Below are 24,228 nucleotides of genomic sequence, written 5' to 3' on the forward strand. Positions count from 1 at the left end.
CGAAGGGTACCACCACACCGGCCCCCGCCCAGGAAGGGCGGGGAGACCCAACTTACTTCGGAACCACTTTCACAAAATACTTCTTCGAAGCATCCCAGTTCTTTAGAATCTCGTCCGACAATTCCGAACCCGTCAATTTTGTGTGCTCCGTGATCAAGGATTTGATCGCATCAGTATCCTCGTGCTCCAGCCCCACAATTTTCACGTATTCCTTATTCAGCAAAGGCTCAAGTTCCCAACCTTTCTGAAAGAAATAGGCCTTACCGCCGGTCATCCCGGCGCCCATATTCTTCCCTACCGGCCCCAAACATACGACGGTTCCGCTGGTCATGTATTCCAAGAAGTGATCCCCGGCTCCACCGACGACCGCGTCCGCACCCGAGTTCCGAACCCCGAACCTTTCTCCTGCCCGTCCCGAGCAGAACAGTTTTCCGGAAGTCGCACCATACAGGCAGGTATTGCCGATGATCACGTTTTCGTACGCCTTCAATTTGGACCGACGGTGTTTCCGGACTACGATGGTTCCACCGCAGAGTCCCTTACCGACGTAATCGTTCGCGTCTCCGTGGAGAGTGAGTTGGACTCCTTTGGCTAACCATGCACCCAAAGATTGGCCGGCGGTTCCTTCCAAAATCACTTCCAGTTTTCCCGGCAATCCTTTGGATCCGTATTTCTTGGAAATCAAACCGGAGATTTTAGCTCCAACGGTCCGATTCGTATTTCGGACCGAATAGGAAAGCGACATGGAGGTCTTACCTTCCAGAGCGGGTTCCGCGTCTTTGATGATCCGATCGTCCAGCACCTCGCCCACCGGCTCTCTTCTTTCCAAACGATTCTTTTTCTTTACGGAATCGTAAAGAAGAGGAAGTCGAACGAGAATCGGATTCAGATCCAAAGAATCCAGTCGATCCTGCTCGTAACGAGTGATCTGTTTTAGAAGATCCGTACGACCGATGATCTCATCCATGGAACGGAATCCCAGTTTTGCGAGATATTCTCTCACTTCCATAGCAAGCAGAGTCATTAGGTTCGCGACCTGATCCGGAGATCCTTTGTACTTCGAGCGGAACTTCGGATCTTGCGTCGCGATCCCTGTCGGACAGTTGTTCAAATGGCATTTGCGAGCCATAATGCAACCCAAAGCGACTAGAGAAGCCGTGCCGATTCCGTATTCTTCCGCACCCAAACACGCGGCGATAATCACGTCACGTCCGGAAACGATACCTCCGTCGGTCCGCAGAACGATCCGATCCCTTAATCCGTTCATTACAAGAACTTGATGGGTTTCGGAAAGTCCGAGTTCCCACGGAGATCCGGCGTGCTTGATGGAAGTTAGGGAAGCGGCCCCGGTTCCTCCGGCATGACCGGAGATCAGAATGATATCCGCGTTCGCCTTCGCGACTCCCGCCGCGATGGTGCCCACGCCGGCCTCGGATACCAATTTTACGGAGACTTGTGCCTTATGATTCGCCTGTTTCAGGTCGTAGATCAGCTGAGACAAATCCTCGATGGAATAAATGTCGTGGTGAGGAGGCGGGGAAATCAGATCGATACCCATCGGAGTATGACGGTTCGTAGAGATTTCCTCGTTGTTCTTCTTGCCAGGTAACTGACCGCCTTCCCCCGGTTTAGCGCCCTGGGCGATCTTGATTTCCAGTTCTTGGGCGGAGTTCAGATATTCCGAAGTAACCCCGAAACGACCGGAAGCCACTTGTTTGATGGAAGAATTGGCCAGGTCCCCCTTGGAATCCACCACGAAGCGGGAAGGATTTTCTCCCCCCTCTCCGGAAGAAGACTTTGCTCCCAAGCGGTTCATCGCGACGGCAAGATCGGTATGCGCCTCGATAGACAAAGCCCCGTGACTCATACCGGGAGTCAAAAAGCGCTTTTGTATCTCGGAAACGGTTTCCACTTCCTCGATCGGAACCGCCTTTCTTTCCACGAAATCGAACAGATCCCGAATATTAATCGGATCGCTTTCTCGTAAAATTTTAGAGGCTTCCAAGAACGCCTCGTAATCGTTGTCCACCGCAGCTTTTCGAATGAACTTGACCACTTTCGGGGACCAGCGGTGAGGCTGATCGTCCTTCTCGGAAATGAAATCCTCAGGATTAATTTCCTTATTGAAGGCTTGGTCGTGATTCCTGAGGATATTCTGCTCTATCCCTCCGATTCCGATTCCTGAAATCCTGGAATAGGTACCGGGAAAATACTTGGAAATCAGTGTTCTGGAAAGACCGATCGCTTCGAATACCTGTCCTCCTATATAAGAGGACATGATGGAAATTCCCATTTTGGACATGACTTTCAAAAGTCCGTCGTCCACACCCGCGCGGTAATTCTTACAGAGTTCCGCAAGAGAAGGACGTTTTCCGTCCTCGGAATCGAAATCCCCTTTTGACCAGAGGTCGAACAGAGTATCCCATATCAGATAACTGTTCACGCCGGAAGCTCCGTATCCGAGCAGAACAGCAATATTATGAATTTCGAAAGCGGAACCCGTTTCCACGAGAATACTCATAGTGGAACGTTTTTTATTCCGGATCAAATGGTTATGGACGGCGGAAACGGCCAGTTCCATCGGGATCGGCGCCCTTTCCTTATTCAACCTCTTATCGGAAAGAATCAGGATGTTCACACCTTCGTTGGCCGCCTTGACCGCATTTGCAAGCAGCTCGTCCAAAGCCCTTTCCAGATATTTGTGATCCGTACCAGGTTCATGATGCGCTTCGAAAGTCGCATCCAAAGTCAGGATCTTGTACTGCTTGCCGTCCTTTTCCCGAATCCTCTGTAGGCCTAGATTCGTGAGATACGGATGGGACAGTACCAGACAGTTCTGGGGTTTTTCGTTTCCGAAAAGATTCATCTTTTTGATCAGACGGGTGTAAAGGGAAGTCACCCCTTTTTCCCGGAGATAATCGATCGGCGGATTGGTTACCTGAGCGAATCTCTGACGGAAATACGTGTACAAACCGATCCTGGAAAGCATCAGAATCGAAAGGGGTGTATCGTCTCCCATGGAGCCGATCGCTTCTTTTCCGGCAACGGCTTGAGGTTTGATCACCGCCTTTTGTTTATAGGGAGAATACGCGAATAGGATCTGTCTTCTTCTTAGATCGTCTCCTTTGTAGTTCACCGCATCGGCAATCGAATCGTCTATCGTCTGATCCAGGTATTCCACGTTTTCCTTGGACCATTCGCGGTAGTCGTATTTTTTCTCGAAGAGAGAATTGATATCTTCGTTGAAGTAAACCTTTCCTTCCTTCAGATTTACCGCGAGCATCTCTCCGGGACCGAGACGCCCTTTTTTCGTGATAATATCCTCGTCGATCTGGACGAGCCCGACTTCGGAGCCCATGACCACCAGACCGTCTTCCGTAGTGACGTACCGAGCGGGCCGGAGTCCGTTTCTATCCAGACCGCCCCCGACCCAGTCCCCTTCGGCGAATGCCAGGGCGGCCGGACCGTCCCAGGGTTCCGTTAGAGTATTATTATATTCGTAAAAAGATTTTAACGCCTCGGACATCTGGAAGTTCTTGCTCCAGGCGTTCGGGATCAGCATCGCTTTGGCGTGGAGCACGTCCTTGCCCGAGCGTACGATCGCCTCCATCGCATTGTCCAAGCTGGCGGAATCCGACAAATGGGGGCGAATGATCGGGTGGATCTCCTTTTGGGCTTCTCCCCATTTTTCGCATTCCAATTCCTCTTCCCTGGCAAGCATCCAGATTCGGTTTCCTACGATCGTATTGATCTCTCCGTTATGAGCCAAAATACGGAAAGGTTGAGCGAGAGCCCAGCTCGGAAACGTATTCGTGGAATAACGTTGGTGAAAGATACAATACGGAGATACCATCTCATCGCTCTTCAGATCTTCGTAAAATTGCGCCACCTGGTTTCCGTTAAAAAGACCCTTGAATACGATCCTTTCGGAGGAAAACGAACAAATATAGAAGTCTTCGCTCATGGAAAGTTTCAGAGCGTCACGCATTACTTTTTTCTGAATTAAAAATAGCTTGGTCTCGAAGTCCTCGTTGGACATCCCTTCCGGTTTTCCGATGAGCACCTGCTCGATCTGAGGGCGCGATGCGTTGGCTTTCGGGCCGAGCACTTCCGGATTCACGGGTACGTATCTCCACGCGTAAAGCTTGAAATTGAATTTCATCAGCGCGGATTCGATGAGACTGCGGCAGATATCCTGTTTGTCTATATCCTCGCGGGGAAGGAAAACCATTCCGACACCGATGGAATCCTCTTCGGGACGACGGTGGCCCATATCCTGGATATAATTCGCGAACAGTTTTTTGGGGATCCGGATCATGATTCCGGCTCCGTCGCCGGTCTGCATATCGGCGTCTACGGCTCCACGATGGGTCAGGCATCCGACTGCCTTCAGTCCCATGGAAACGATACGATGACTGGATTCGCCCGCATAAGAAGCGACGAAACCTACACCGCAGTTATCACGCTCGAAGGAACGCTCATAAAGACCGTTTTCCTCCAAGTATTTCTGGATCCGCAACTGTTCTTCAAGTTTTAACATTCGCGAGGTTTCCTTTCGGGTGGTATGAATTCGAGGGCGTTGCGCGGATTTCATTTCTCGGCGCTGGTACCGCCGCGGATTTGCGCTCGAAGGCTGAATTTTCCGGCAATTTCTCGATTCTAAGACCAGTAAATTGGCGGTTGCCTATATTGAAAACGATCTTTTTGGAGGAATTCCCGCCACCCTTACCGTCCGTTTTTCTTTGAAAGGTGCCTCAGTCCGAGACGCCCTCCGACTTGATCGAGATCAGGGAGACTGAGGCCTTCCGGATGTCGCTTATCAGAAGCGACCCCCCTTTCTGTTTAGATTTCCCGCGATAAAAGCGGCAATCGTATTTGAATTTTCTAATTCTTCCGGAGGGAGAATACGGGGGAAAAAAATAGGTCCGAAACGATCTTTCTCTGACTTATATCCGGGATTCTGGAAAGTAATTGGTCCATCTTGGATTTTAACTGGCCCATGTCCGGATATTCGTCCATGACCTTGAGAATATGCGGCCAGGCTCTCTTTACTAATTCCGAAACTACAGGGCTAGCCGTTCTGGCTCGATTCCAGGAAGATTCCAATTGGCTCCGAATCCGGAAAAAATCCCGGCCCAATTCCAAAACCTTTCTCAATCTAACATCGGAAAGGCCGATTCTTCCGCTCAGTTGGGAAAGAACTCCCGTCCAGTCCACTACTTCCCCTTTGGATTCCTTCGACAGGAAAGACTGCAATTGCACCAGAGCGTTTTCTTCTACGGGAAGAGTGCTGACCCATCGTTTGTATTCTTCCAGTTGGCCTGCTTTTTGGTAGGTCCGGACCTTGTTCACCTGTTCCATATAACGGGAAAATGCGATGATTACTGGCTCTTCCATAGGAGCGGGAGAATCCTCTTCGAACGCAAACCCACCTTCGAAATTTAGGTCGTCCACATCGGAGAGAATTTCGTTGGAATTGGCCGGCATCGGAATGTCCTCCTCTTCCAACTCTTCCTTCTTCAGCACGATGGGGGTTCCCACGAAAACGTCTCCGTATTTGGAAAGGATCTCCTTTAATATCGGAGTCTCAGGACCTCTTCTCACAGGCGCGGCTACCGGTTTGGCTTCCGCTACGGCTGCCTTTGCTCCTTCCCTCGCGACCTCCGCAATCCCTAACGCTTCGGTTTTCTTTCCTGTGGCAAGATCCACGAGATAGAGGAATCCTTCCTCTTGCTCGAACCGATGCCCTTTCGGGAGCATAAATCCGAGTCCTTCTATGATTTCGTCGGTGATTCGTCCGAACTTTTTCTTTTTCGGATTCTGCTCTGCGGAGGACTCCTGCTCGATCAACTTCGTTTTGACCTTATTCAGGGTCCCTAAAAAATTCCGATTCATGTACGCGGAGAGGTCCTGGGTACTCATCCCCAGGAATTGAGCGAACTGCGGAAGCTGATCGAAGAAATGATCCGTCTTTTGGATATTGCCTACGATATAGGATCTGATTTTGCCTTTTAAGGCTTCTTGTTCTTTGGGTGAAATTTTCTTCTGGGAAACGATGCCCCCGAACAATTGGATATGAGCGTGAAAGTAGCTGAGAAATTCCCCGTAAGCGGTCAGAACGACTTCGCCTTCCGCATTCCTCTCTATAACCTTTTTCGTTTCCATAAAACGGATTTGCGGTCAAGTTTTTCCCGTTCCGGGTCAGACTTCAAGACAATTAAGAAGAAGAGACTGTTCTAGGATTAGGCGGTTTTGGAAATTTCTTCCCCGCTGAAACTGGCACTTACGATCCTGTATCTGAGGAAAGTATTGCAACTTGCTTCTTCCGAATAACGGACCAAGTCGTAGTCCGGCCGGGGGGAACGGAAAAAAGAGGAGTGTGTCAGCCTGTCCGTGACTTCCTTTCGGATATGGGACCTAGCCTCATTCCTTCTGCGATAGATCGAAGGAACTACGATATCGTTTTTATAGGATAGGATATTATTCCGATAGATCGCGACTGTGAGTCGGATTCTATAGACCCTTTCTTCTTCGTTCCCTTTCTTATCTTGAAAAACCATGCTTCCAAAACCGGCCTCTTTCGCGAATAGCGGCTGCCGACAGATAAAATATCGGCCGCCCTCCCCCTCGATCTCAAATCCGTCGGGGGATTTTTTCTCTCAAAATCCTACATGACAGAAGTTCCGAGACATTCCAGGGTGTTATCTGAGACCCCTATCCAATGAATTTCCGATACAACCATTCTCCGTTTTCCTATAAACGCCGACGCACCAGGGAAGTGAAAGTGGGAGACATAGGCATAGGAGGAAACAATCCGATTCGGATACAGTCCATGATCACCGCCGATACCCGTGACACGGAAAACTCCGTTAGACAAATCCTGGAATTGGAAAGGATCGGTTGTGAAATCGTACGTTTGACGGTTCCTTCCCAACCGGACGCGGACAATCTTCCGAATATTAGAAAAGAATTAAAGCGACTCGGAAGTAAGGTTCCTTTGGTGGCGGATATTCATTTTACTCCCAGCGTCGCTCTGAAATCCGTGGAATGGGTCGAGAAAGTCCGCGTCAATCCCGGAAACTTCGCAGACAAAAAGAAATTCGCCGTCAGGGATTATTCCGATGCGGAATACAAAGAGGAACTCGAAAGGATCTCCGAAGTGTTTTTACCTTTGGTTTCCCGCTGCAAGGAATTAGGTGTGTCCATGAGGATAGGGACCAACCACGGATCCCTTTCCGATCGGATTATGAACAGGTACGGCGATACTCCGCTGGGTATGGTGGAATCCGCGCTGGAATTCATACGCATCGCGGAAAGCATAGGCTATAAGGACATCATAGTCAGCATGAAAGCGTCGAATCCTCAGGTGATGATCCAAGCCTACAGACTACTTTGCAGCAGATTTTTGGAACTCCAGATGGATTACCCTCTTCACCTAGGAGTTACCGAAGCGGGCGACGGTAAGGACGGAAGAATCAAATCCGCGATCGGGATCGGTTCCCTTTTGGAAGACGGACTCGGAGATACGATCCGAGTCTCTTTGACGGAGGACCCGATCCACGAAATTCCGGTAGCGAGATTATTGGCGGACAAATTCAACTCCAAGATCCCGCCGGAAGCGGACGGAATCTCCTATTCCGAATTCCGAAATCCTTATACGTACCAGAGATTTTACAGTCGCCCCGTAAACATTGCGAACGTTCTGATCGGGGAAACCCATCCCGTACGGGTGGAAACAGTTCTCCCGTTCTCTTCCTCTTCGGACTTCAACTCCTCTCTCGCAAACTTAAGAAATTTCGCAAAAGCCCTATCCTTGGATGTGGAACTCGTCTCCGTTCCTTTTCCGGACGATCCGGCTCTGAGAGAAGAATTGATAGAGAGCGCAGGGAGCTCTCCGATTCCCGTCGGAGTTTTGGTGGAACGAAACGAACTATTATACGCGGACGATACGGAAGATCTGAAACCGTTTGCGAAGGTGGTAGTCGATCCCTTCCACCATTTCCAAAACGGCGACTTGCTCATGGATTTCCTAAAAACCAGGGAAGGAAGGGGAATGACGGAGCTCCGAGTCCAGTCCTATCAGATCGAAAGCCTCAAAGGACTACCGGAAATGCTGCAATCGAACGGAATCGAATCCGTCGCCTTCTCCTTGCACTCTTCGCATATCCTCCATGATTACCGGAAACTTGCCAAAATACTGAGCGACTGGGACTATCCTATCGTTTTAAACGGGGAATTCCAGGACGAAGAAACTGCGCTTTACGAAGCTTCCATCGGCATCGGAGGACTCTTGACGGACGGGATCGGCGACATTCTTCGGATCCGAGTCCCCTCTGCGGAGCCGGAAACCGTCTTGCAACTCGGATTCGACCTTCTCCAGGCAACTCGATTAAGGTTAACGAAAACCGAATATATTTCCTGCCCTTCCTGCGGAAGAACTCTATTCGATCTGCAATCCACCACGGCCAGAATCAAGGAGAGGACGGGACACCTCAAAGGGGTCAAGATTGCCGTCATGGGCTGTATCGTGAACGGCCCCGGAGAAATGGCCGACGCCGATTTCGGTTATGTGGGAGCAGGTCCGGGAAAAGTGCATCTATATAGAGGTAAGGAGATCGTTCTTAAGAACGTGCCTTACGAGGAAGCGGATGAAAAATTGGTGGAATTGATCAAATCATCCGGAATGTGGGTGGAACGGGAATCCTTGGAGACCTTCTGATCGAATCTAAATTGTAACCGAATTGATTCGGTTCCCGAACGTCTCGAACGGAAAAAGTTCTTTTCCGGCAAGAAGTCCCGTTTAGTCTCTGAGCATGCGACGACTCAGATCGATCTTATTCTTTTTGGCGGCGATGATCGCCGTCGGTTCCGTATTTTCCGCACCCTCTTCCGGACGACCGAAATTGATTGTGGTCGTCTCTGTGGACCAACTTGCAGGAAATCTAATCGAATCCAAATCGATGAAAACCTGGGGAGGGGAATTTACCCGAGGTTTTAAGACACTCCAGGAAGAAGGCGTATATTTTACGAACGCGTACCACGCGCACGGATTTACGGAAACGGGTCCGGGGCATTCCGTCATCCTTTCGGGAAGGTTCCCGGCAAACACGAAGATTACCCAGAATAGCTGGTCCGATCCGGAAACGGGAGAGGAGATCTATTGCGTCACGGACAAGGAAACCGACCTTTTGGAATCCAAAAAAAAGGGGAACGGCGCGAGTCCGAAACATTTCGCCGGAACCGCTCTGGGAGACTGGCTCCAATCACAGGTACCGAATTCGAGAGCTTTCACTTTTTCGGGAAAAGACAGAGCGGCTGTGCTGATGGGCGGGGCCAAACCCGCAGGCGCCTATTGGTTCGACGAGGAGACCTTTACGTTTACGACCTCCACGTATTACGGAAAACAGTTACCGGATTGGCTGACGAACTATAACAAAAAAGTTTTAAGTAAATTCTCCGAGGACATCAATTGGAAACTTCCCGCCCAGCGGAATTTCAACGCGGGCAAATATCAGGTCGGCACCTATTCGTTGTACACCGGAAACAACAAAGCGATCCACAAAGCGGGGGCCGCTCTGGATAAGAGCCTGTATCTGAGATACAGAGCCACTCCGTTTTTCGACGATGCGATTCTGGAAGGCGCGACTCGGCTGATAGAAGAGGAAAAACTCGGAGAAGGAGAAACCACGGATCTCATCGCGATCGGTTTGTCCGCCACCGACTATATCGGCCACGGTTTCGGAAACCAAGGCCCCGAAATGCGGGACCAATTGCTTCATCTGGACGAAATCCTCGGAACTTTTATCGAAAAGATCCGAAACTCGCATCCGGGCGCTTGGATCGTACTCACTGCGGATCACGGAGCTCCCGACTTAGCGGAGCGCCTAATGGAATCCGGAAAGGACGCAAGCCGGATCGATCCGGATGTTTGGAGGAGAAAATTCGTTCGCGAAGTCTCCGCAAAATTGAAAACGGGACAGGCTGAGCTGTTCTGGAAGATACGGGATCCTTCCCAGATCTATATCCGTCCCGCGTACGATCTGAAAAAAGCCGGAGTTTCCAAGGAAAAGTTGCTCGAGGTTTCTCTCGAAACTCTGAAAACCATGCCGGGAGTCCTAGAGGCGTACTCGGGAGAAGAAATTCAAAAAACGAATCTCCCTACCCAAACCGATCCGGGACAATTTTCCATCAAAGAGAGATTGAAATTGAGTTATGTGCCGGGTCGATCCGGAGACATTCTTGTGGCATTCAAGCCGTTCACCGTCGTAGGCGATACGGATAAATTCGAATACCTGGTCCACCACGGAAGCCCTCACGATTACGATCGTAAAGTTCCGATTCTGTTCTTAGGTCCCTGGTCCGCCAAGAAAATCCTGAAGCCGGCCAGGGTTGCGGATATCGCCCCTACTCTGGCAAAATATCTGGGGATCCGGCCGAGCGAAAAGTTGGATGGAGAAATCCTACCACTGGATTGATATTGCTTGACTCTTTGTCCCTTCCTTTTTTACGAAAGGAAGGGACGGACACAGATTTCAATTTTTAGATTCCGGCCCGCCGTATTCCTTTAAGATCCGCTTCACTTCCAAAAATGTGGGGATATGACTTTGAACGGAATGTTCCGAAGGGACGAGCAATTCCGATTCTGCCCCGTCCAGATGAGAACTGTCATAAGAAACTACGGAGTCGTTGATCCAATCCAAATCCCGTAGCCTGGAATTTCCGATGATGGAATGGAATTTTACCGCAGGGATTTTCTCCGCAGTCACTTTCATAAAAACGCTCTGCGGAGAAAGACTGTCGACGCCGTATTTTTCGGAAACGAAATCATCCTGATTTTTGTCCATAGTCAGGAATCGAACCGCTTTCCCCAAATTGTCGGCGACCCCTTTCGGTAAAACGAATAGAAGCCGAGCGACCGTTCCCAAGAATCCTTCCGCCAAGGAGGAACCTCTGTGCGGGGTCGCGATAAAAATCACCCTTCTCACAAAATGCACCGGATCGTAGTCGAAAAGTCTTGCTACCTGTTTTTTCAAATCCGTCGGAGCGGCGGTCCAAACGGCAGGAACCACTTTCAGTTCCCGCAACCATTCCTCCTTCCTACTCCGAATTACCATCAGCTTCGCGAGGATTCCCCCCATGCTATGACCGACTAAGACCATCTTATCGAAGGCGGCATGTTCGGATTTCGGATCATAGACTTTTCGAAGATCGTATAACGTTTCCCTGAATTCCGCACCCGAAACCGGAATCGGATTACTCGTCGGATACCAGTAAACCCAAAATTGGTATTTACCGTTGATCTCCGGGTCCGCGAGCAGTTCGTTTATCATCGGAAACCAAACGAAGGGAGAAGAAGCCAATCCGTGCACGAAGACGACCGGAATCTTATCGTGACGGTACGGATAAACGAAATACAACCCGCGCTTTTCTCGGCCTGCTTCCCCGTCGAAGGCGGATAAAAAACCGTCCTTCTTTTGAGCGGCCGAAAGCATATACGCCAAAGGAGTCGTGGTATCGCTTTCCATTGGAAGATCCAAGCCGGAAAACTCGATGCGATTCCGATAGACCGGATCGTAAAGATGGATCGTCGCCTTCAACTCCAGGCTCCGATTTTCGAGATAGGATTCCTCCAGACTCAGGAACGCGGTACCGGGATAGGCTTGTCCAACTCCGCCCACGAATTCGTATTTTCTTCTTTCCGCCGGTTCCAATTCGGGATACTTCCGCACCAAAATCAGCGGAGCTCCGATCCCTTCCCTTCGGATATGGTTGGAAAAACCCGAGACCTTGTAGTCCCACGCCACTTCTACCTGCAAAAAACTCTTTGGGGTCCAGGCGGTCTCCACTTTGACATCCGTCATCGTCAATGTTCCGCGAACCAAATGGACGTTCAGATCGGTCACTCTTGCCAATTTCCGATTTCTCTTTGCAAAACGGACAAGCTGTGCGAGAGAACGATTGTAGGTGTCCAATGCGAATCTGAATTCCATGGCGAATGGGTCCGGCTCGGAAGGCTCCGCATTGGAATCGAACAGATACGTATACGAATACACCAATGCGGACGCGAACATTCGCGAAAACATCGGATCTTCCGGATCGAGGGAAGTTCCTGAATGGTAACAAAGTTCGGCCAGATAATAGGCAAGATTACGCGACTTAGTCGCGGTTAGGCGGTTGTCCAGATCGTAAATGACCAACCTGGGATATTCGGAATAACTTTCGTAAAGATCGTTACTTTTCAGAAATTGCTTCGTGAGTTCGCTCAAACCTTCGTGGTTTACCGCATTCAATCGAACCAAGTTTTCCTGTTCGTATTTGGAATAAGTCTTCTTGGAATAGGTGGCGCAATGGATCGCCACAAATAGAAGGAGTAGAAACAGCAGGAAGGAGGGGCGGAAACTCCGTTTTACCAAAACGGCGACTCCTAAAACCCGACCGCTTTTAATCCAAAGGAGCCAGATCGGACAGGCTCAGGTCGGAGATCGTATGCGGGTATCCTTCCCTATCGTTGTATAGAACTACAACCTTGTCTCCGTCGATCTCCTGGATTTCCACCTGAGCCCCGGTCAAGACGATAACGCCTTTCAGAAGAAAGCTCCTCTTGGTCAGCTTGACCTTATCTCCCGATTTCATCTTTCTCCATGTAAACGTCCTTTCCTTCTTTCTTCATTTTGGAAAAGATATGAATTTGGGTTTGGTCCACGCGGGTGCCGATGTCGTAGACCGCGTCGGTAAAGTCCGCCCCTTCGATTTTCGCGCCGGCGAGTTTGGCCCATCTCAAGTCGGCTCCCTTTAGGTTGGCTCCCTTCAGATTGGTGGAATTCAAAAAGGCGCCTCTCAAACGGGCGCCTTCGAAGTTCGCCCCTTCGAAATTGCAGTTGGTCAGGAATGCGTTATTCAGATTGGCTCCGGAAAAATCCACTCCGTGGAGGTCTTCTTTTTCCAGGATGATGGAGGAAAGGTCCTCTCCTTTCAGAGTTCCATTGGTTTGCAGGAGTTCCTTCGCTTTGGAAGCCGTGATTCTTCTTTCTTTCGGAATTCCCGAACCGGATTCGAAATCCCGGATCGCCTGCTGGAGCGCCGCCACCGCCGAGTCCGGATAATTCTTTCTTCTTTCCGGAAACTCGAACAATCTCTCCACATCCTCGGGAGTGATTTTCTTGAGTTCGTCTATGGATTTTCCCTTGGCGATCTCCGTGGCCATGGCCAGAGCCACGATTCCAAAACCGCAACCGGTCGTGGTGTAACTCGCGTCGGACACGATCCGATCGGAACCGATCTTGAGATAGATTCTGTAACCGTCGCCGCAACCTACGTTTCGGTAGTTGGAGACGACGGTGGCGTCCTCCATTTCACGGTAATTCAATCTCTGGTCGTTGATTTCCTTATATCTGTCGAAATCCATTACCTTCATGAATGCGCCTCCGGCAATAGCTTAGACTGGAAAAACACGGAACCGATCCGGGAAATCCGGACGTTTACTTCATTTTATATTTTTTCTTGAATTTGTCTACGCGGCCCGCGGTATCGAGAACCTTGGATTTACCGGTAAAGTATGGGTGACACGCGGAGCAAATCTCCACATGGATGTCACCGACTGTGGTACGGGTCTCGTACACCGTTCCACAGGCACAGCGGATCTTGGCGTCTGCGTATTTTGGATGAATGTCCGTTTTCATAATTTCCTCCAGTCCCCTGTAATTAGGTGTTCATGCTGGCCAAAAAGGCTTCGTTCGTCTTCGACTGCCTCATTTTTTCCAGCAATAATTCCATGCTTTCCGTGATGCTCATGGGAGAAAGCACTTTTCTAAGTACGAATACTTTCTGCAGGATCTCTTTAGGAAGCAAGAGTTCCTCTTTCCGAGTTCCGGATTTGTTGATGTCTATGGCGGGGAAAATCCGTTTGTCGGAAAGTTTTCTGTCCAGATGGATCTCCATATTACCGGTTCCCTTGAACTCTTCGAAAATCACTTCGTCCATTTTAGAACCGGTATCCACGAGCGCGGTGGCGATGATGGTTAAGGAACCGCCTTCCTCTATGTTTCTGGCAGCCCCGAAGAATCTCTTTGGTTTGTGAAGGGCATTGGAATCCACCCCACCGGAGAGAATCTTTCCGGACGTAGGAATCACCTGGTTGTAGGCTCGGGCCAAACGGGTAATGGAATCCAATAGGATCACAACATCCCGTCCATGTTCCACGAGGCGTTTTGCCTTTTCGATGACCATTTCCGCCACTTGGACGTGCCGAGTCGCAGGTTCGTCGAAAGTGGAACTAACCACTTCGCCCCTTACGTTTCTGGCCATGTCCGTCACCTCTTCCGGTCGCTCGTCGATCAATAGAACGATCAGAGTCACTTCCGGATGATTGCGGGTGATGGCATTCGCCACGTTTTGCATGAGAATGGTTTTCCCCGTACGAGGAGGAGCCACGATCAAGGCCCTCTGTCCTTTTCCGATCGGACACATCAGATCCACGATCCTGGTATCCAACTGGGAAGGATCGTGCTCCATACGCAGTCTTTCATTCGGATAGAGAGGAGTCAGGTTATCAAAGAGAGCCCGCTTGCTCGCCACGTCGGGAGTGTAGCCGTTGACAGTCTCCACTCTAAGCATAGCAAAGAACCGTTCGGATTCTTTCGGGGGACGGATCTGCCCTTCTACCGTATCTCCTGTCCGAAGACCGAAAAGTTTGATCTGAGAGGGAGAAACATAAATATCGTCCGGACCGGGAACATAATTATAATCGGGAGAGCGTAAAAACCCATAACCGTCTGGGAGTCGTTCCATGACCCCAGCAGCATGCACTTGTCCTTCCCGCTCGGCCTGGGCTTGGAGAATGGCGAAAATCAGGTTCTGCTTTTTCAAGCCTCCCGTGTTTTCCACGCCCAAATTCTTGGCCACTTCGATGAGTTCGTTGATGGAAGTCTTTTTTAAAGCGACCAAATCTATAGGCGCCGGACTCGGTCCGTCATAAGCCCCTCTACGACGTTTGCGGGCTCGGATCTCTGCGGTTTCCGGATCGTCTTCCGGAAAATTCGGTTCGTCTTCGTTGGATTCGTTTTGGTTGTCTAGATTGATTTTGGGCTTGGAATCTCGTCTTGGGTTAGCCATCAGGATACCGTTAGATTTTTTATTAAAGGTGTAAGGAGCTACGCCTTTCAGATTTATTTTTAAGGTTAAGAGCGGGTTATTTTAGAGGATCCGCAATGATCGGATTTAAATTCGCTCCGAAAACCCATCTACTTTCTATATGGGGATAGACTCTGAGAAAGGAACGAAGGTCAGCTCTCTTTCTGGAGAATTCCCTTTTGTCCCGCCGTGTCAATGAAATTATTTTCCCTTGGTCTTTTTTTTGGAAGCACTTTTCTTCTTAGGATTCGGGGCCCTTTTCTTGGAACCGGATTTGGACTTCGGTTCCTGTAAGACCGCTTTCGGGGCAGGCTGCGGTTTTTTCGGAGGAGCGGGTTTTCCCGCTTTCTTTCTAGGAATCGGTTGATCCTTACTCAACTTAAATCGACTGCCCAGATCCAAAAACTTGATTCGATTCTGCAATGTGGTTCGGGGGACGCCGAGGTCTAAGGCCGCGTGGGATACGTTTTCCTGGTTCCTTTTTAAGGTATGATAAATATAGCTTCCTTCCACTTCCTTTAACATCGTTTCCAAAGGAAGTTTTTGGCTGAAGGCCTCCGTCACCGAAGGAAATTCCGATCCTTCTCCGTCCGCCCCGCTGAGTTTCGTGCCTACCGGAGAAAAATGATACAGGTATCCGAGAGGTTTCCCCTTTTGTCTCAAAACGGAAACACGGACGAGACACTCCAGATCCGCTACGAAAGTTTGGACGGAAATTTTACCCTCGTCCAATCGGAGTTCGTGGGCCTTAAGATAATTTCCCAATAAATCCTTGGACATTTCCTTCAGAAGTTTTTCCGCCTGGAGAATACTGTCCCGGAACCATTTCCGGGGAAGCACTTCCGATTCGAACGTTTCGTTATAAAAAACGGTATGTCCGTCCAGGTCTGTGGCCAAAAGTCCGTCGGGAAAATTCTGAAGGATCACTTCTGTAAACCATTGGCTTTGCTTAGCACGATCCTCCGCGGAATTTTCAGGAGAAGAAGTCCGTTTTTCCTCCTGCTCTACCACCCAAGAAGAACGGCTTAACTCCGCCATCAAACGGGGTTTGTCCCACTCGTCCTTTTTTTCTCCGAAGGAATTCAGAATGGGAATGGTCCTTTGCTTTTGAAAATAACCGAGTAGGCTTTCCGGAATTTCCCGGACCAGATAGTCCTCGGGAATGCGAGTGAACTCCCGATCCGCAACGCTAAGATCCGCCAACTCCATAAGCACTCTTTCTTTGGGAAGAAGTCCGAGCAATCCGGAGCCTTCCTCCCAGACCGGAAGAAACCCGGTCGGAGTGTACAGAAAATGTTTGTAGAGACCTTCGATTTTCATCAGCGGATTTCGGGAAAAAGAGTTTCCCTGAAATGACTTCTATTCCCGATTTACCGGTAAAATTCTTCCCTTTTTTTTCTTCTTGAAAGGAGTTTTTTTCTTCGGAGAAAAATTTTCGCGCTGGAATCTATCGAGGAGAGTTTTGTCCCAAAAGACGATCGCCCGCTTTTTTGTATTCTTCCGGATAGGGAAGCTTGGAAGTCTTGAGACAGGAAAGGGAATATTTTAAGGAACGTTTATAAAGTACCAGAGAGTAGAGATGATTTCCGTCTCTGCGGAACTTGTTCCCGGCCAGCCATTCCTCTTTGGCCATCCGAAAATAATTCTGTGCAAATTCCTTCTCTTTCGCTTTTAACGGATGCCTTTCTTCCGAATCCATTTTAGAAAGCTGGCTTTCCCGAACCACGTACTGCAATAATTTGTCCGAGGAAACTTCCGTAAATTCGGACCAGCGCTTTAAAATTTCGGGTAGATTTCTTTCTAAGTTGACTAACGCTTCCGTTCGTTCCTGGGCGGAACCGACCTTGGAAGCTGCCTCCAGATCCGATACGAAATTTTCCAGTTTGTCCATGTCTTTGTCCAATTCGGAGGAAGCGAAGGAACGTCTCATTTCTCGGAGGACTCGGACCTTAGAATCTACGTTCTTTTTTCTCTCCCGAAACGTCAGGGATTGGTTGGATTCGATCCTACCCCAAACGAGGAATGCCATAGCGATCCCGACGGTCCACGCGGTCCATTTCAGGAATCTCCGCCCGCTCCTTAAGGAACGGATCTCCGCGGGAGTCGGCAGATCCATAACGAATCCTGTTACTTTCCGGAATTCGAAGCCGGGCCGGCATTCGAATCGGAGGATGGAATCGGAGGAAGAGCTTCCTTACGATTCATATCGTCCAGACGGATTTCCTCGTTGCTCTTTTCCAAAAAGGAAACCCGTCCATTGGTGATAAAACTGTAATTATCGTCGTGGGTCTCCAACAAGTCGATCGGATTGGTTTTGACTTCCCCCGGAGGAGCCACCTTTTGGCTGATCAGCTCGTTATCGATATAATCGATCAAAGTATTTCGGATCCGATCGTAATCGGAGATATTCTCTTTTTCCGCGGCGTTTCTCATCTCGTCCAAATTGACGAAACGATATTCGGATTTATCGTCGTTCGGAGTCTTAGCCGAGATCATTGCGAGGATGGCGAATCTCTTTGCCCTTCTCGCTACCTTGATTCCTTCTCCGTGGAGTACCAACTTGACCCTGTATTGGTACGGAGAGGAGTTATAAGCGGAAGTAAAACTATCCTCTGAGGATTTCAAATCCCGGAAGCCCAATTTTAAGAGGTGCTGCGCGATTTTATCGTTGGAACGGATGATCAATGGGGAAGCAGCTTCCAGCAGAATCCGCGCCGAACGTACATAATTCTCATGCACCACCTGGAAGAGATCTTTCATTTCCGCCTGAGCGGATTTCAAATTCCTGTAGGAAAGGCTATAATTCCCCTGGAAATACCACATATTTCCGTTAAAGTCCGCTTGGTTGGATTTTTTGAAAGAACGGTAATTGTCCAACATGTTCAGTTTTTTATAAAGTTCTTCCTCTCCTATCGGTGTGGACCCCGCGGGCTTTTGCCCGGTTTGAGCGTTCTCAGCGGCAGTAGGAGTATTCGCTTGCGGTTTCACCCCTTTCTCTTCGCTCATAGGAGGGGAAAGATTGCTCGCGCAGATATTGATGAATTTCAAATTCAGCTTATTCTCGTCGATCAGAATGGCCAAATTGGTCTGATCCGGGGAAACCCCTAAGACCCGATCGGACAATCCGCCGACGACGAAGACGGTAAATAAGATGGCAAAGATTCTAAAACGATTCGGACCCATGGCGTACTTCCACCTAGACTATCGGTTAGAACGAAAAAATTGCCTACTTTTTTTGGGTCAAAGCGAAGAGATCCGACGGATCGCTTCCGCAACGTCTTCCTTTTTACCGAAGGCCGAAAGCCTGAAATACCCTTCTCCCGCCGGTCCGAAACCGGATCCCGGGGTCCCGACCACCTGTGCCTTGTCCAGCAGACGATCGAAGAAATCCCAAGAGCTGAGTCCCTCCGGAGCCTTTAACCAAATGTAAGGCGCGTTGACTCCTCCGAACACGTCATATCCCGCTTTTTGCAATCCTTCCCGGATCGCTTTTGCGTTGGACATATAAATTGCGATACTTTCCTGGATTTCTTTTTTTCCCTTTGCGGAATACACTGCTTCCGCCGCCTTTTGAGTCACGTAGGAAACCCCGTTGAACTTCGTAGTATGACGACGACTCCAAAGGGAAGCGATGGAGACTTCCTGCCCTCCTTTGGTCCTACCCTTCAACTCCTTCGGAATTACGATGTACGCGCAACGCAATCCTGTAAAACCGGCCGTCTTGGAAAAGGAACGGAACTCGATGGCGACTTCCCTTGCCCCTTCGATTTCGAAAATGGAACGCGGAACCCCCGGTTCGGATACGTAGGCCTCGTATGCGGAATCATACAATAGGATGCTTCCGTTCTTTTTGGCGAATTCCACCCAACCCTTCAAAGACTCTTTGGACGCGACCGTACCGGTGGGATTATTCGGATAACAGAGATAAATCAGGTCGGGGCGCTCTTTCGGAAACTCTGGTTGAAATCCGTTTTCCTTGGTCGCAGGCATATAGATCAGATTCGCATAACGTCCGTCCGGTCCCGCCTCGCCTGTACGTCCCGCCATTACGTTCGTATCCACATAAACGGGATACACCGGATCTCCGATCGCGATCTTCGCGTCGGTGGAGAAGATCTCCTGAATGTTTCCGCAATCGCATTTGGATCCGTCGGAAACGAAAATTTCGCTTTCGTCCAGTTTGACTCCGAGAGGAGCATAGTCGTTTTCCGCGATCGCTTTTAAAAGGAAAGAATACCCCTGTTCGGGACCGTAACCGTGAAATCCTTCGGAGGTTCCCATTTCCCGGGAAGCCTGAACCATCGCCTCCACCACGGAAGGTACTAAAGGAAGAGTAACGTCTCCGATTCCCAGACGGATGATTTTTGCTCCCGGATTTTTTTCCGAATAGGCTTTCACTCTCCTTCCGATTTCCGGAAAAAGATATCCTGCTTTTAATTTCAGATAATTTTCATTGATATTCGCCATAATCCTTCCGCTATTCCTTTTCCTCGTCGTTGTCCCGGATAGGCCGCCTTCCGGAAAAGCCTTCGTCGTAGCCGTGCTCGAACAAAAGATCCTCTTCCCCCAAATGCCAGCAATAATAACCGCGTCCGTTGTCGAAGTCTACGAGCCACAAACCCTTAACTTCTACTCCGAGATCGCGGATTTTTTCCGCCCAATCGATCAATAATTCCTCTAATTGCGCCTCTTTGGCTTCCTGCTCGTTCTCTCTCAGGATTTCATCCTTGAGTTCCCTGTGGAGCTCGTTTACGGAAGAATAATATTCTTCCGTAACGGAACGGACATAAGGCAGAATTTTACGGGCTTCTTCGTACGTCCAGATTTTACGTTCCATCTACGAATCCGATTCCCTATTAGAATTCCGACGAGGACATTCCCGACTTAAATCGCCGTACTAAAGCTTTATTCCGAGAGAAAGGCAGAGCAAAGTCATCCTACTCACCACTCCGTACTTAGCCTGTCGAAAATACGCGGCATTCGGAAGGTCGTCTACGTCGGTGGAGAGTTCGTTCACTCTCGGTAGAGGGTGCAGTATGGTGGTGTCTTTTTTAGAAGCGAGTATGAGTTCCTTGTTCACCTTGAAGGATTCTTTCAATCTCTCGTATTCCCGATGGTCCGGAAATCTTTCTTCCTGGATGCGGGTCACGTAAGCAACATCGCATTCCCAGACCTTCTTAATGTCCTCGCTTTCTTCGAACGTGATCGGAAATCCGGAAAGCCCTTTTTTATAGGACTCCGGCAGAGACAACTCGGGCGGAGAAATCAGATACAGATGCACCCGATAATGCCGGAGGAGGTTGATTAAGCTGTGGATGGTGCGGCCGTATTTTAGATCTCCGATAAAGGCCAGAGTCAAACCGTCCAGTTTTCCTTTTTCGGAAATGATTGTATATAAATCCAGAAGTGCCTGGGTGGGATGCTGCCCCGCCCCATCGCCGGCGTTGATGACCGGAATTTTCACCGCTCCTGCGGCAATGCGGGAAGAACCTTCCACAGGATGGCGGATCACGGCGATATCCGCGTAAGCTTCCACCATTTTCATGGTGTCATACAGAGTTTCTCCTTTCGAGATGGAGGAGAACTGAAAACCTACGGTCGAAATCACTCTCCCTCCCAAACGTTCCATAGCCGCTTCGAAGGAAAGTCTGGTCCGAGTGGAAGCTTCGAAAAAAAGCGAGGCCAGCAATTTTCCTTCCAGAATTCCGAACGCCTTCCCTGCCTCGATGAACCGTTCCATTTCACGGGTTTGGTCCACTAGAAAATCCAAGTCTTCTTTAGAGAATTGTTCCGTATCTAGAATATTCTTGTGATCGTACGCCATTCCGAAGGCCAGGATGCGATGGGCCGAATGGTACGCAAGAGATTTAGGTTTTTCACCTCGCTTCCCGATCCGTTTCCTTGCGCAGCAGAAAAGAACGACTTAGCGGTGGATTTTTCCTTTTTTGGAAAATCTCTGAAACACGGAAAGAACGATCGGAACGTAGATCAAGCTCCCCAAGGTTCCGAACCCGAGCCCCCAGCCCAAAGCCAAAGTCATCGGAACAAGAACGGGATCCGTTCCACCCAATCCGTACGCGGTGGGAAGGATCCCCGCTACGGTAGTCAAGGTCGTAAGAAGAATCGGTCGAAAACGTCTGCGACTAGCTTCCAAAAGTATGGAATCCAAGGAATCCTCGGATCCTTTTTGGATGGAATCGATACAATCCACCAAAACGATGGAAGCGTTTACGAGAACGCCCGCAAGTCCGATGATCCCGATCATAGCCAAAAAGCTGATCGCCTTCCCCGAAAGAGGAAAGCCGATCACGATCCCGGTAATTCCCAAAGGGATCGTACTCAGGATCAGGAAGGGACGCCAGAAACTCTGCATCGTCAACGCGAGAATCGCGAAAATTCCGAATAACGCCAAGATTCCGGCCTTACCCAGGGATTCCATGGAACGCTGGGTATCCTTCTCCTCTCCCCCGAAGGCGAGGGAAATCCCGGGATACTGCCTTTCGATCAGAGGCTTGAATTCCTGGATGATTTTGGAATTCGCCTCGTGAGCCGTGATCTTTTCCGTTTTTACGTCCGCATTGACCGTGATCGCTCTTTCGAAATCCCTGTGAGAAAGGAGTTCGGGAGAATCGACGAGTTCCATTTTGGAAATCTTAGCCAGGTGCGTGATGTTTCCGGCCTTATTCCGCAAAGGAATATGTTTGATTTCCTCCGGATCCTTTCTAAAATCCTGATCGTACTGGACTCTCAGATAAATCTTCGTCCTTCCCTTTCGAACCGTGCCGGCTCTTTCTCCGTCATAGGCCGCCCTCAGAGTGTTTGCCGCCGCAAAACTGGAAATACCCGTAAAACTTTCCAATCCTTCATCCAGACGAATTTGCATTTGCTTTCTTCCGTAACGATAATCGTCCCGGATAGAATGGACGCCCGGAATCGTCTTCAGAAAGTTCTGGAGTTCGAGGGAGACTTTTTCGAGCTGTCCATAATCTTTTCCTAAAATAGAAACCGTGATCGGTGCACCGATCGGAGGAGCCGCACCGAACTCCTCCATATAGACTCCGACCAACCCGGGAGTTTTTTTGAAATCCGATTCCAGAGAAGCCAGAATCTCGCTCGCCTTACGTTTCCGATCCGATTCCGGAGTCAGATATACCAGGACGACTCCCAAGTTTTCTCCGAATCTGGAAAGCGGATCGTCCGAATCCGTTTGTTGCACTCCTATCTTTATGGAGTAACTTACGAGTTCGTTTGCGGGAATCTTCCGGATCACCGTCTCCATATACTTCATTTTCTCTCTCGTTTGATAGATCCGGTACGAACTAGGAAACTCCGCCTTTACCGTAAAAATCTCGATGTCTTCTTTGGGGAAGAGAATGAATTTCATTCTACCCAAGGCAAAAAAGGAAAGTAGAATCAGAATTACGATAATTGCGAAAGAGGAAAATTTATGGCGCAGGCAAAACGCGATAAAATCGGAGAACTTCTCCTCCATCCGATGGAAAAAAGAATCCAGATTCTTCCGGAGACGGGACGATCGTTGTAACTCCTCCGGAGTCTTTGCGAAGACGCTGATCCTTGCCGGCAAAAACAGAAAGGATTCTAATAAACTCGCGGTCAAAGCAACGATTACTACGAGAGGGATCTGCCATACGAATTTCCCCATAATTCCCGTCATAAACAACATGGGAAGAAAAGCGGCTACGGTAGTCAGATAGGATCCGAAGATCGGAACCGTCATTTCCATCGTTCCCTTGACGGAAGCCGAAAAGGAATCCATATTTTTTCCCAAATAGGTATAGATATTCTCCGAAATCACGATGGAGTTATCCACCAACATACCCAAAGCGATGATCAATCCCATCATGGAAATCATGTTAAAGGAAACGTCGAAAAACGGGATCACCGCGAAAGTCATCAACATAGAAATGGGAAGAGAAAGAGAAGTCAGTGTGGCCGTTCTAAAATCCAAAAATAGGAATAGAATCCCGAAAACGATACAGAATCCGATGAGAGCGTTGGAGGAGACGACATCCAAGCGTTTCGAAGTCCGCTTGGCCTCGTCGCTTAACGTTAAGGTTTTTATTTCCGGAGGCACGGTTGCGGAGAGTTCTGACAATCTCTTTCTCACCTTGTCCGCCGTATCGATGGCATCCGACCTTTCCTTTTTCACCACGGACAGAATCAGTCCTTGCTCGCCGTTCGCGATCGCAAGAAAGCGAGGGTATTCGAAAGTATCTTCCACTCTTGCCAGATTTCCGAGAGGAATCTTGGAAAAGAAATCGTTGGTTCGGATCGGGACTTTGTAAATGTCCGAAGGCTCCCGAAATTCCCCGTCTATCCTAAGATCGAAGGCTACTTGCGTTTCGACCGAGCCGACAGGAAGGTTCACGTTTCGGTTTCGGATCGCGTTTGTAACGTCGGACAAATCCAATTGATACTGCTTGAGGCGATTCGCGTTGACTAGAATATGCCATTCTCGATCCCTCTTACCGAATACGTCCACGCGAGCCACTCCCGGAATTTTTTCGAGCTCCCTCTCGATAAACTCCGCCGTGGTGTGTAGCTCGATCTCGTTTTTTCCTCCAAAAACGGAGAATTCCAAAATGGGATAGGAGCTGGATTTGCGTTCTGTGATTTTCGGTTTTTCCGTGACTTGGGCGGGAAATTCGGACGTAGCACTGTCTACCGCCCTGCGAATCTCATCCAGAATTTTTTCGGGATCCTTCTCCTCCAAACTCACACGCACGTCTATGTCCGAAGCGGAATTCCGGGAAAAAGAACGGATCTCATCGATTCCGTCTATCTCCTTGATTTTTTCCTCGATCGGATACGTGACCCTCAATTCCACATCCGCCGGAGCAGCGCCAGGAAATTTCGTCGTGATCACGAGTTGCTTCATGTCCACATTCGGAAACGTATCCCGACGAAGTCCCAAGAGAGAGACCAGACCGGCAAGAAAAACGAAAGCAGTCCCTAAATATAAAAATAACCGATTTCGAATAAAGGATTCTATAATACCGCGCATTGCCTTTCGTCCAAAGGCCTAATTTCGGAAACTTGCCGTTCCAGTCAAGGGAAGAGAAAGAAATTTCAGTTCTC

The 24,228-nt window shown here is 49.3% G+C and carries 17 protein-coding genes; 2 read left to right on the top strand and 15 right to left on the bottom strand.

Annotated elements, in window-relative coordinates; genetic code table 11:
* Positions 1–52: 52 nt before the first annotated feature.
* From gltB to EHO60_RS01670, 3 genes are all read right to left on the bottom strand, one after another.
* Positions 53–4,540, bottom strand: a complete 4,488-nt coding sequence (gltB, locus tag EHO60_RS01660; RefSeq protein ID WP_135766418.1) for a glutamate synthase large subunit — start codon at positions 4,538–4,540, stop codon at positions 53–55.
* Positions 4,541–4,884: 344 nt separating this feature from the next.
* Positions 4,885–6,165, bottom strand: a complete 1,281-nt coding sequence (locus EHO60_RS01665; protein ID WP_135766419.1) for a hypothetical protein — start codon at positions 6,163–6,165, stop codon at positions 4,885–4,887.
* A 77-nt stretch (positions 6,166–6,242) separates the two neighbouring features.
* Positions 6,243–6,560: a hypothetical protein gene (locus tag EHO60_RS01670; RefSeq protein ID WP_135766420.1), complete on the bottom strand. Its 318-nt coding sequence runs from the start codon at positions 6,558–6,560 to the stop codon at positions 6,243–6,245.
* A gap of 161 nt (positions 6,561–6,721) precedes the next feature.
* On the opposite strand from EHO60_RS01670, the gene ispG reads away from it, so the two are divergent.
* Positions 6,722–8,719, top strand: a complete 1,998-nt coding sequence (gene ispG, locus EHO60_RS01675; protein ID WP_135766421.1) for a (E)-4-hydroxy-3-methylbut-2-enyl-diphosphate synthase — start codon at positions 6,722–6,724, stop codon at positions 8,717–8,719.
* A 94-nt stretch (positions 8,720–8,813) separates the two neighbouring features.
* On the top strand, positions 8,814–10,475 hold the full coding sequence (locus EHO60_RS01680) for an alkaline phosphatase family protein (protein ID WP_135766422.1): 1,662 nt from the start codon (positions 8,814–8,816) through the stop codon (positions 10,473–10,475).
* A 57-nt stretch (positions 10,476–10,532) separates the two neighbouring features.
* Here the strand turns inward: EHO60_RS01680 and EHO60_RS01685 are convergent, their stop codons facing one another.
* The 12 genes from EHO60_RS01685 to EHO60_RS01740 all read right to left on the bottom strand — a co-directional run bounded on the left by EHO60_RS01685 (position 10,533) and on the right by EHO60_RS01740 (position 24,154).
* Positions 10,533–12,413, bottom strand: coding sequence for an esterase/lipase family protein (locus tag EHO60_RS01685; protein WP_425460258.1), 1,881 nt, complete (start codon positions 12,411–12,413; stop codon positions 10,533–10,535).
* A 28-nt stretch (positions 12,414–12,441) separates the two neighbouring features.
* The gene (locus tag EHO60_RS01690; protein ID WP_135766423.1) at positions 12,442–12,633 is read right to left on the bottom strand and encodes a hypothetical protein; all 192 of its coding nucleotides are present in this window, start codon (positions 12,631–12,633) and stop codon (positions 12,442–12,444) included.
* Entirely contained in the window at positions 12,617–13,414 is a 798-nt protein-coding gene (locus tag EHO60_RS01695) for a pentapeptide repeat-containing protein (protein WP_135766424.1), read from the bottom strand. The genes EHO60_RS01690 and EHO60_RS01695 overlap by 17 nt, the downstream gene beginning before the upstream one ends.
* Before the next feature lie 64 nt (positions 13,415–13,478).
* On the bottom strand, positions 13,479–13,679 hold the full coding sequence (gene rpmE / locus EHO60_RS01700; protein ID WP_135766425.1) for a 50S ribosomal protein L31: 201 nt from the start codon (positions 13,677–13,679) through the stop codon (positions 13,479–13,481).
* Between the two features lie 22 nt (positions 13,680–13,701).
* A complete protein-coding gene (gene rho, locus EHO60_RS01705) occupies positions 13,702–15,111 on the bottom strand; it encodes a transcription termination factor Rho (RefSeq protein WP_135766426.1) in 1,410 nt (469 codons plus the stop codon).
* Positions 15,112–15,330: 219 nt separating this feature from the next.
* Complete coding sequence (locus EHO60_RS01710; protein WP_135766427.1) at positions 15,331–16,449, bottom strand: helix-turn-helix domain-containing protein; 1,119 nt, start codon at positions 16,447–16,449, stop codon at positions 15,331–15,333.
* A 127-nt stretch (positions 16,450–16,576) separates the two neighbouring features.
* Positions 16,577–17,245, bottom strand: a complete 669-nt coding sequence (locus EHO60_RS01715) for a PROCN domain protein (protein WP_135766428.1) — start codon at positions 17,243–17,245, stop codon at positions 16,577–16,579.
* A gap of 11 nt (positions 17,246–17,256) precedes the next feature.
* Positions 17,257–18,312, bottom strand: a complete 1,056-nt coding sequence (locus EHO60_RS01720; protein ID WP_135766429.1) for an adhesin OmpL37 family surface protein — start codon at positions 18,310–18,312, stop codon at positions 17,257–17,259.
* A 57-nt stretch (positions 18,313–18,369) separates the two neighbouring features.
* Positions 18,370–19,596, bottom strand: coding sequence for an LL-diaminopimelate aminotransferase (locus EHO60_RS01725; RefSeq protein WP_135766430.1), 1,227 nt, complete (start codon positions 19,594–19,596; stop codon positions 18,370–18,372).
* Positions 19,597–19,606: 10 nt separating this feature from the next.
* Positions 19,607–19,966, bottom strand: coding sequence for a DUF2203 domain-containing protein (locus EHO60_RS01730; protein WP_135766431.1), 360 nt, complete (start codon positions 19,964–19,966; stop codon positions 19,607–19,609).
* Positions 19,967–20,026: 60 nt separating this feature from the next.
* Positions 20,027–20,953: an aspartate carbamoyltransferase gene (pyrB, locus tag EHO60_RS01735; protein ID WP_135766432.1), complete on the bottom strand. Its 927-nt coding sequence runs from the start codon at positions 20,951–20,953 to the stop codon at positions 20,027–20,029.
* 99 nt (positions 20,954–21,052) lie between these two features.
* A complete protein-coding gene (locus tag EHO60_RS01740) occupies positions 21,053–24,154 on the bottom strand; it encodes an efflux RND transporter permease subunit (RefSeq protein WP_135766433.1) in 3,102 nt (1,033 codons plus the stop codon).
* Positions 24,155–24,228 lie beyond the last annotated feature (74 nt).

This window comes from Leptospira fletcheri (assembly GCF_004769195.1).
Taxonomy (GTDB): Bacteria; Spirochaetota; Leptospiria; order Leptospirales; family Leptospiraceae; genus Leptospira_B; species Leptospira_B fletcheri.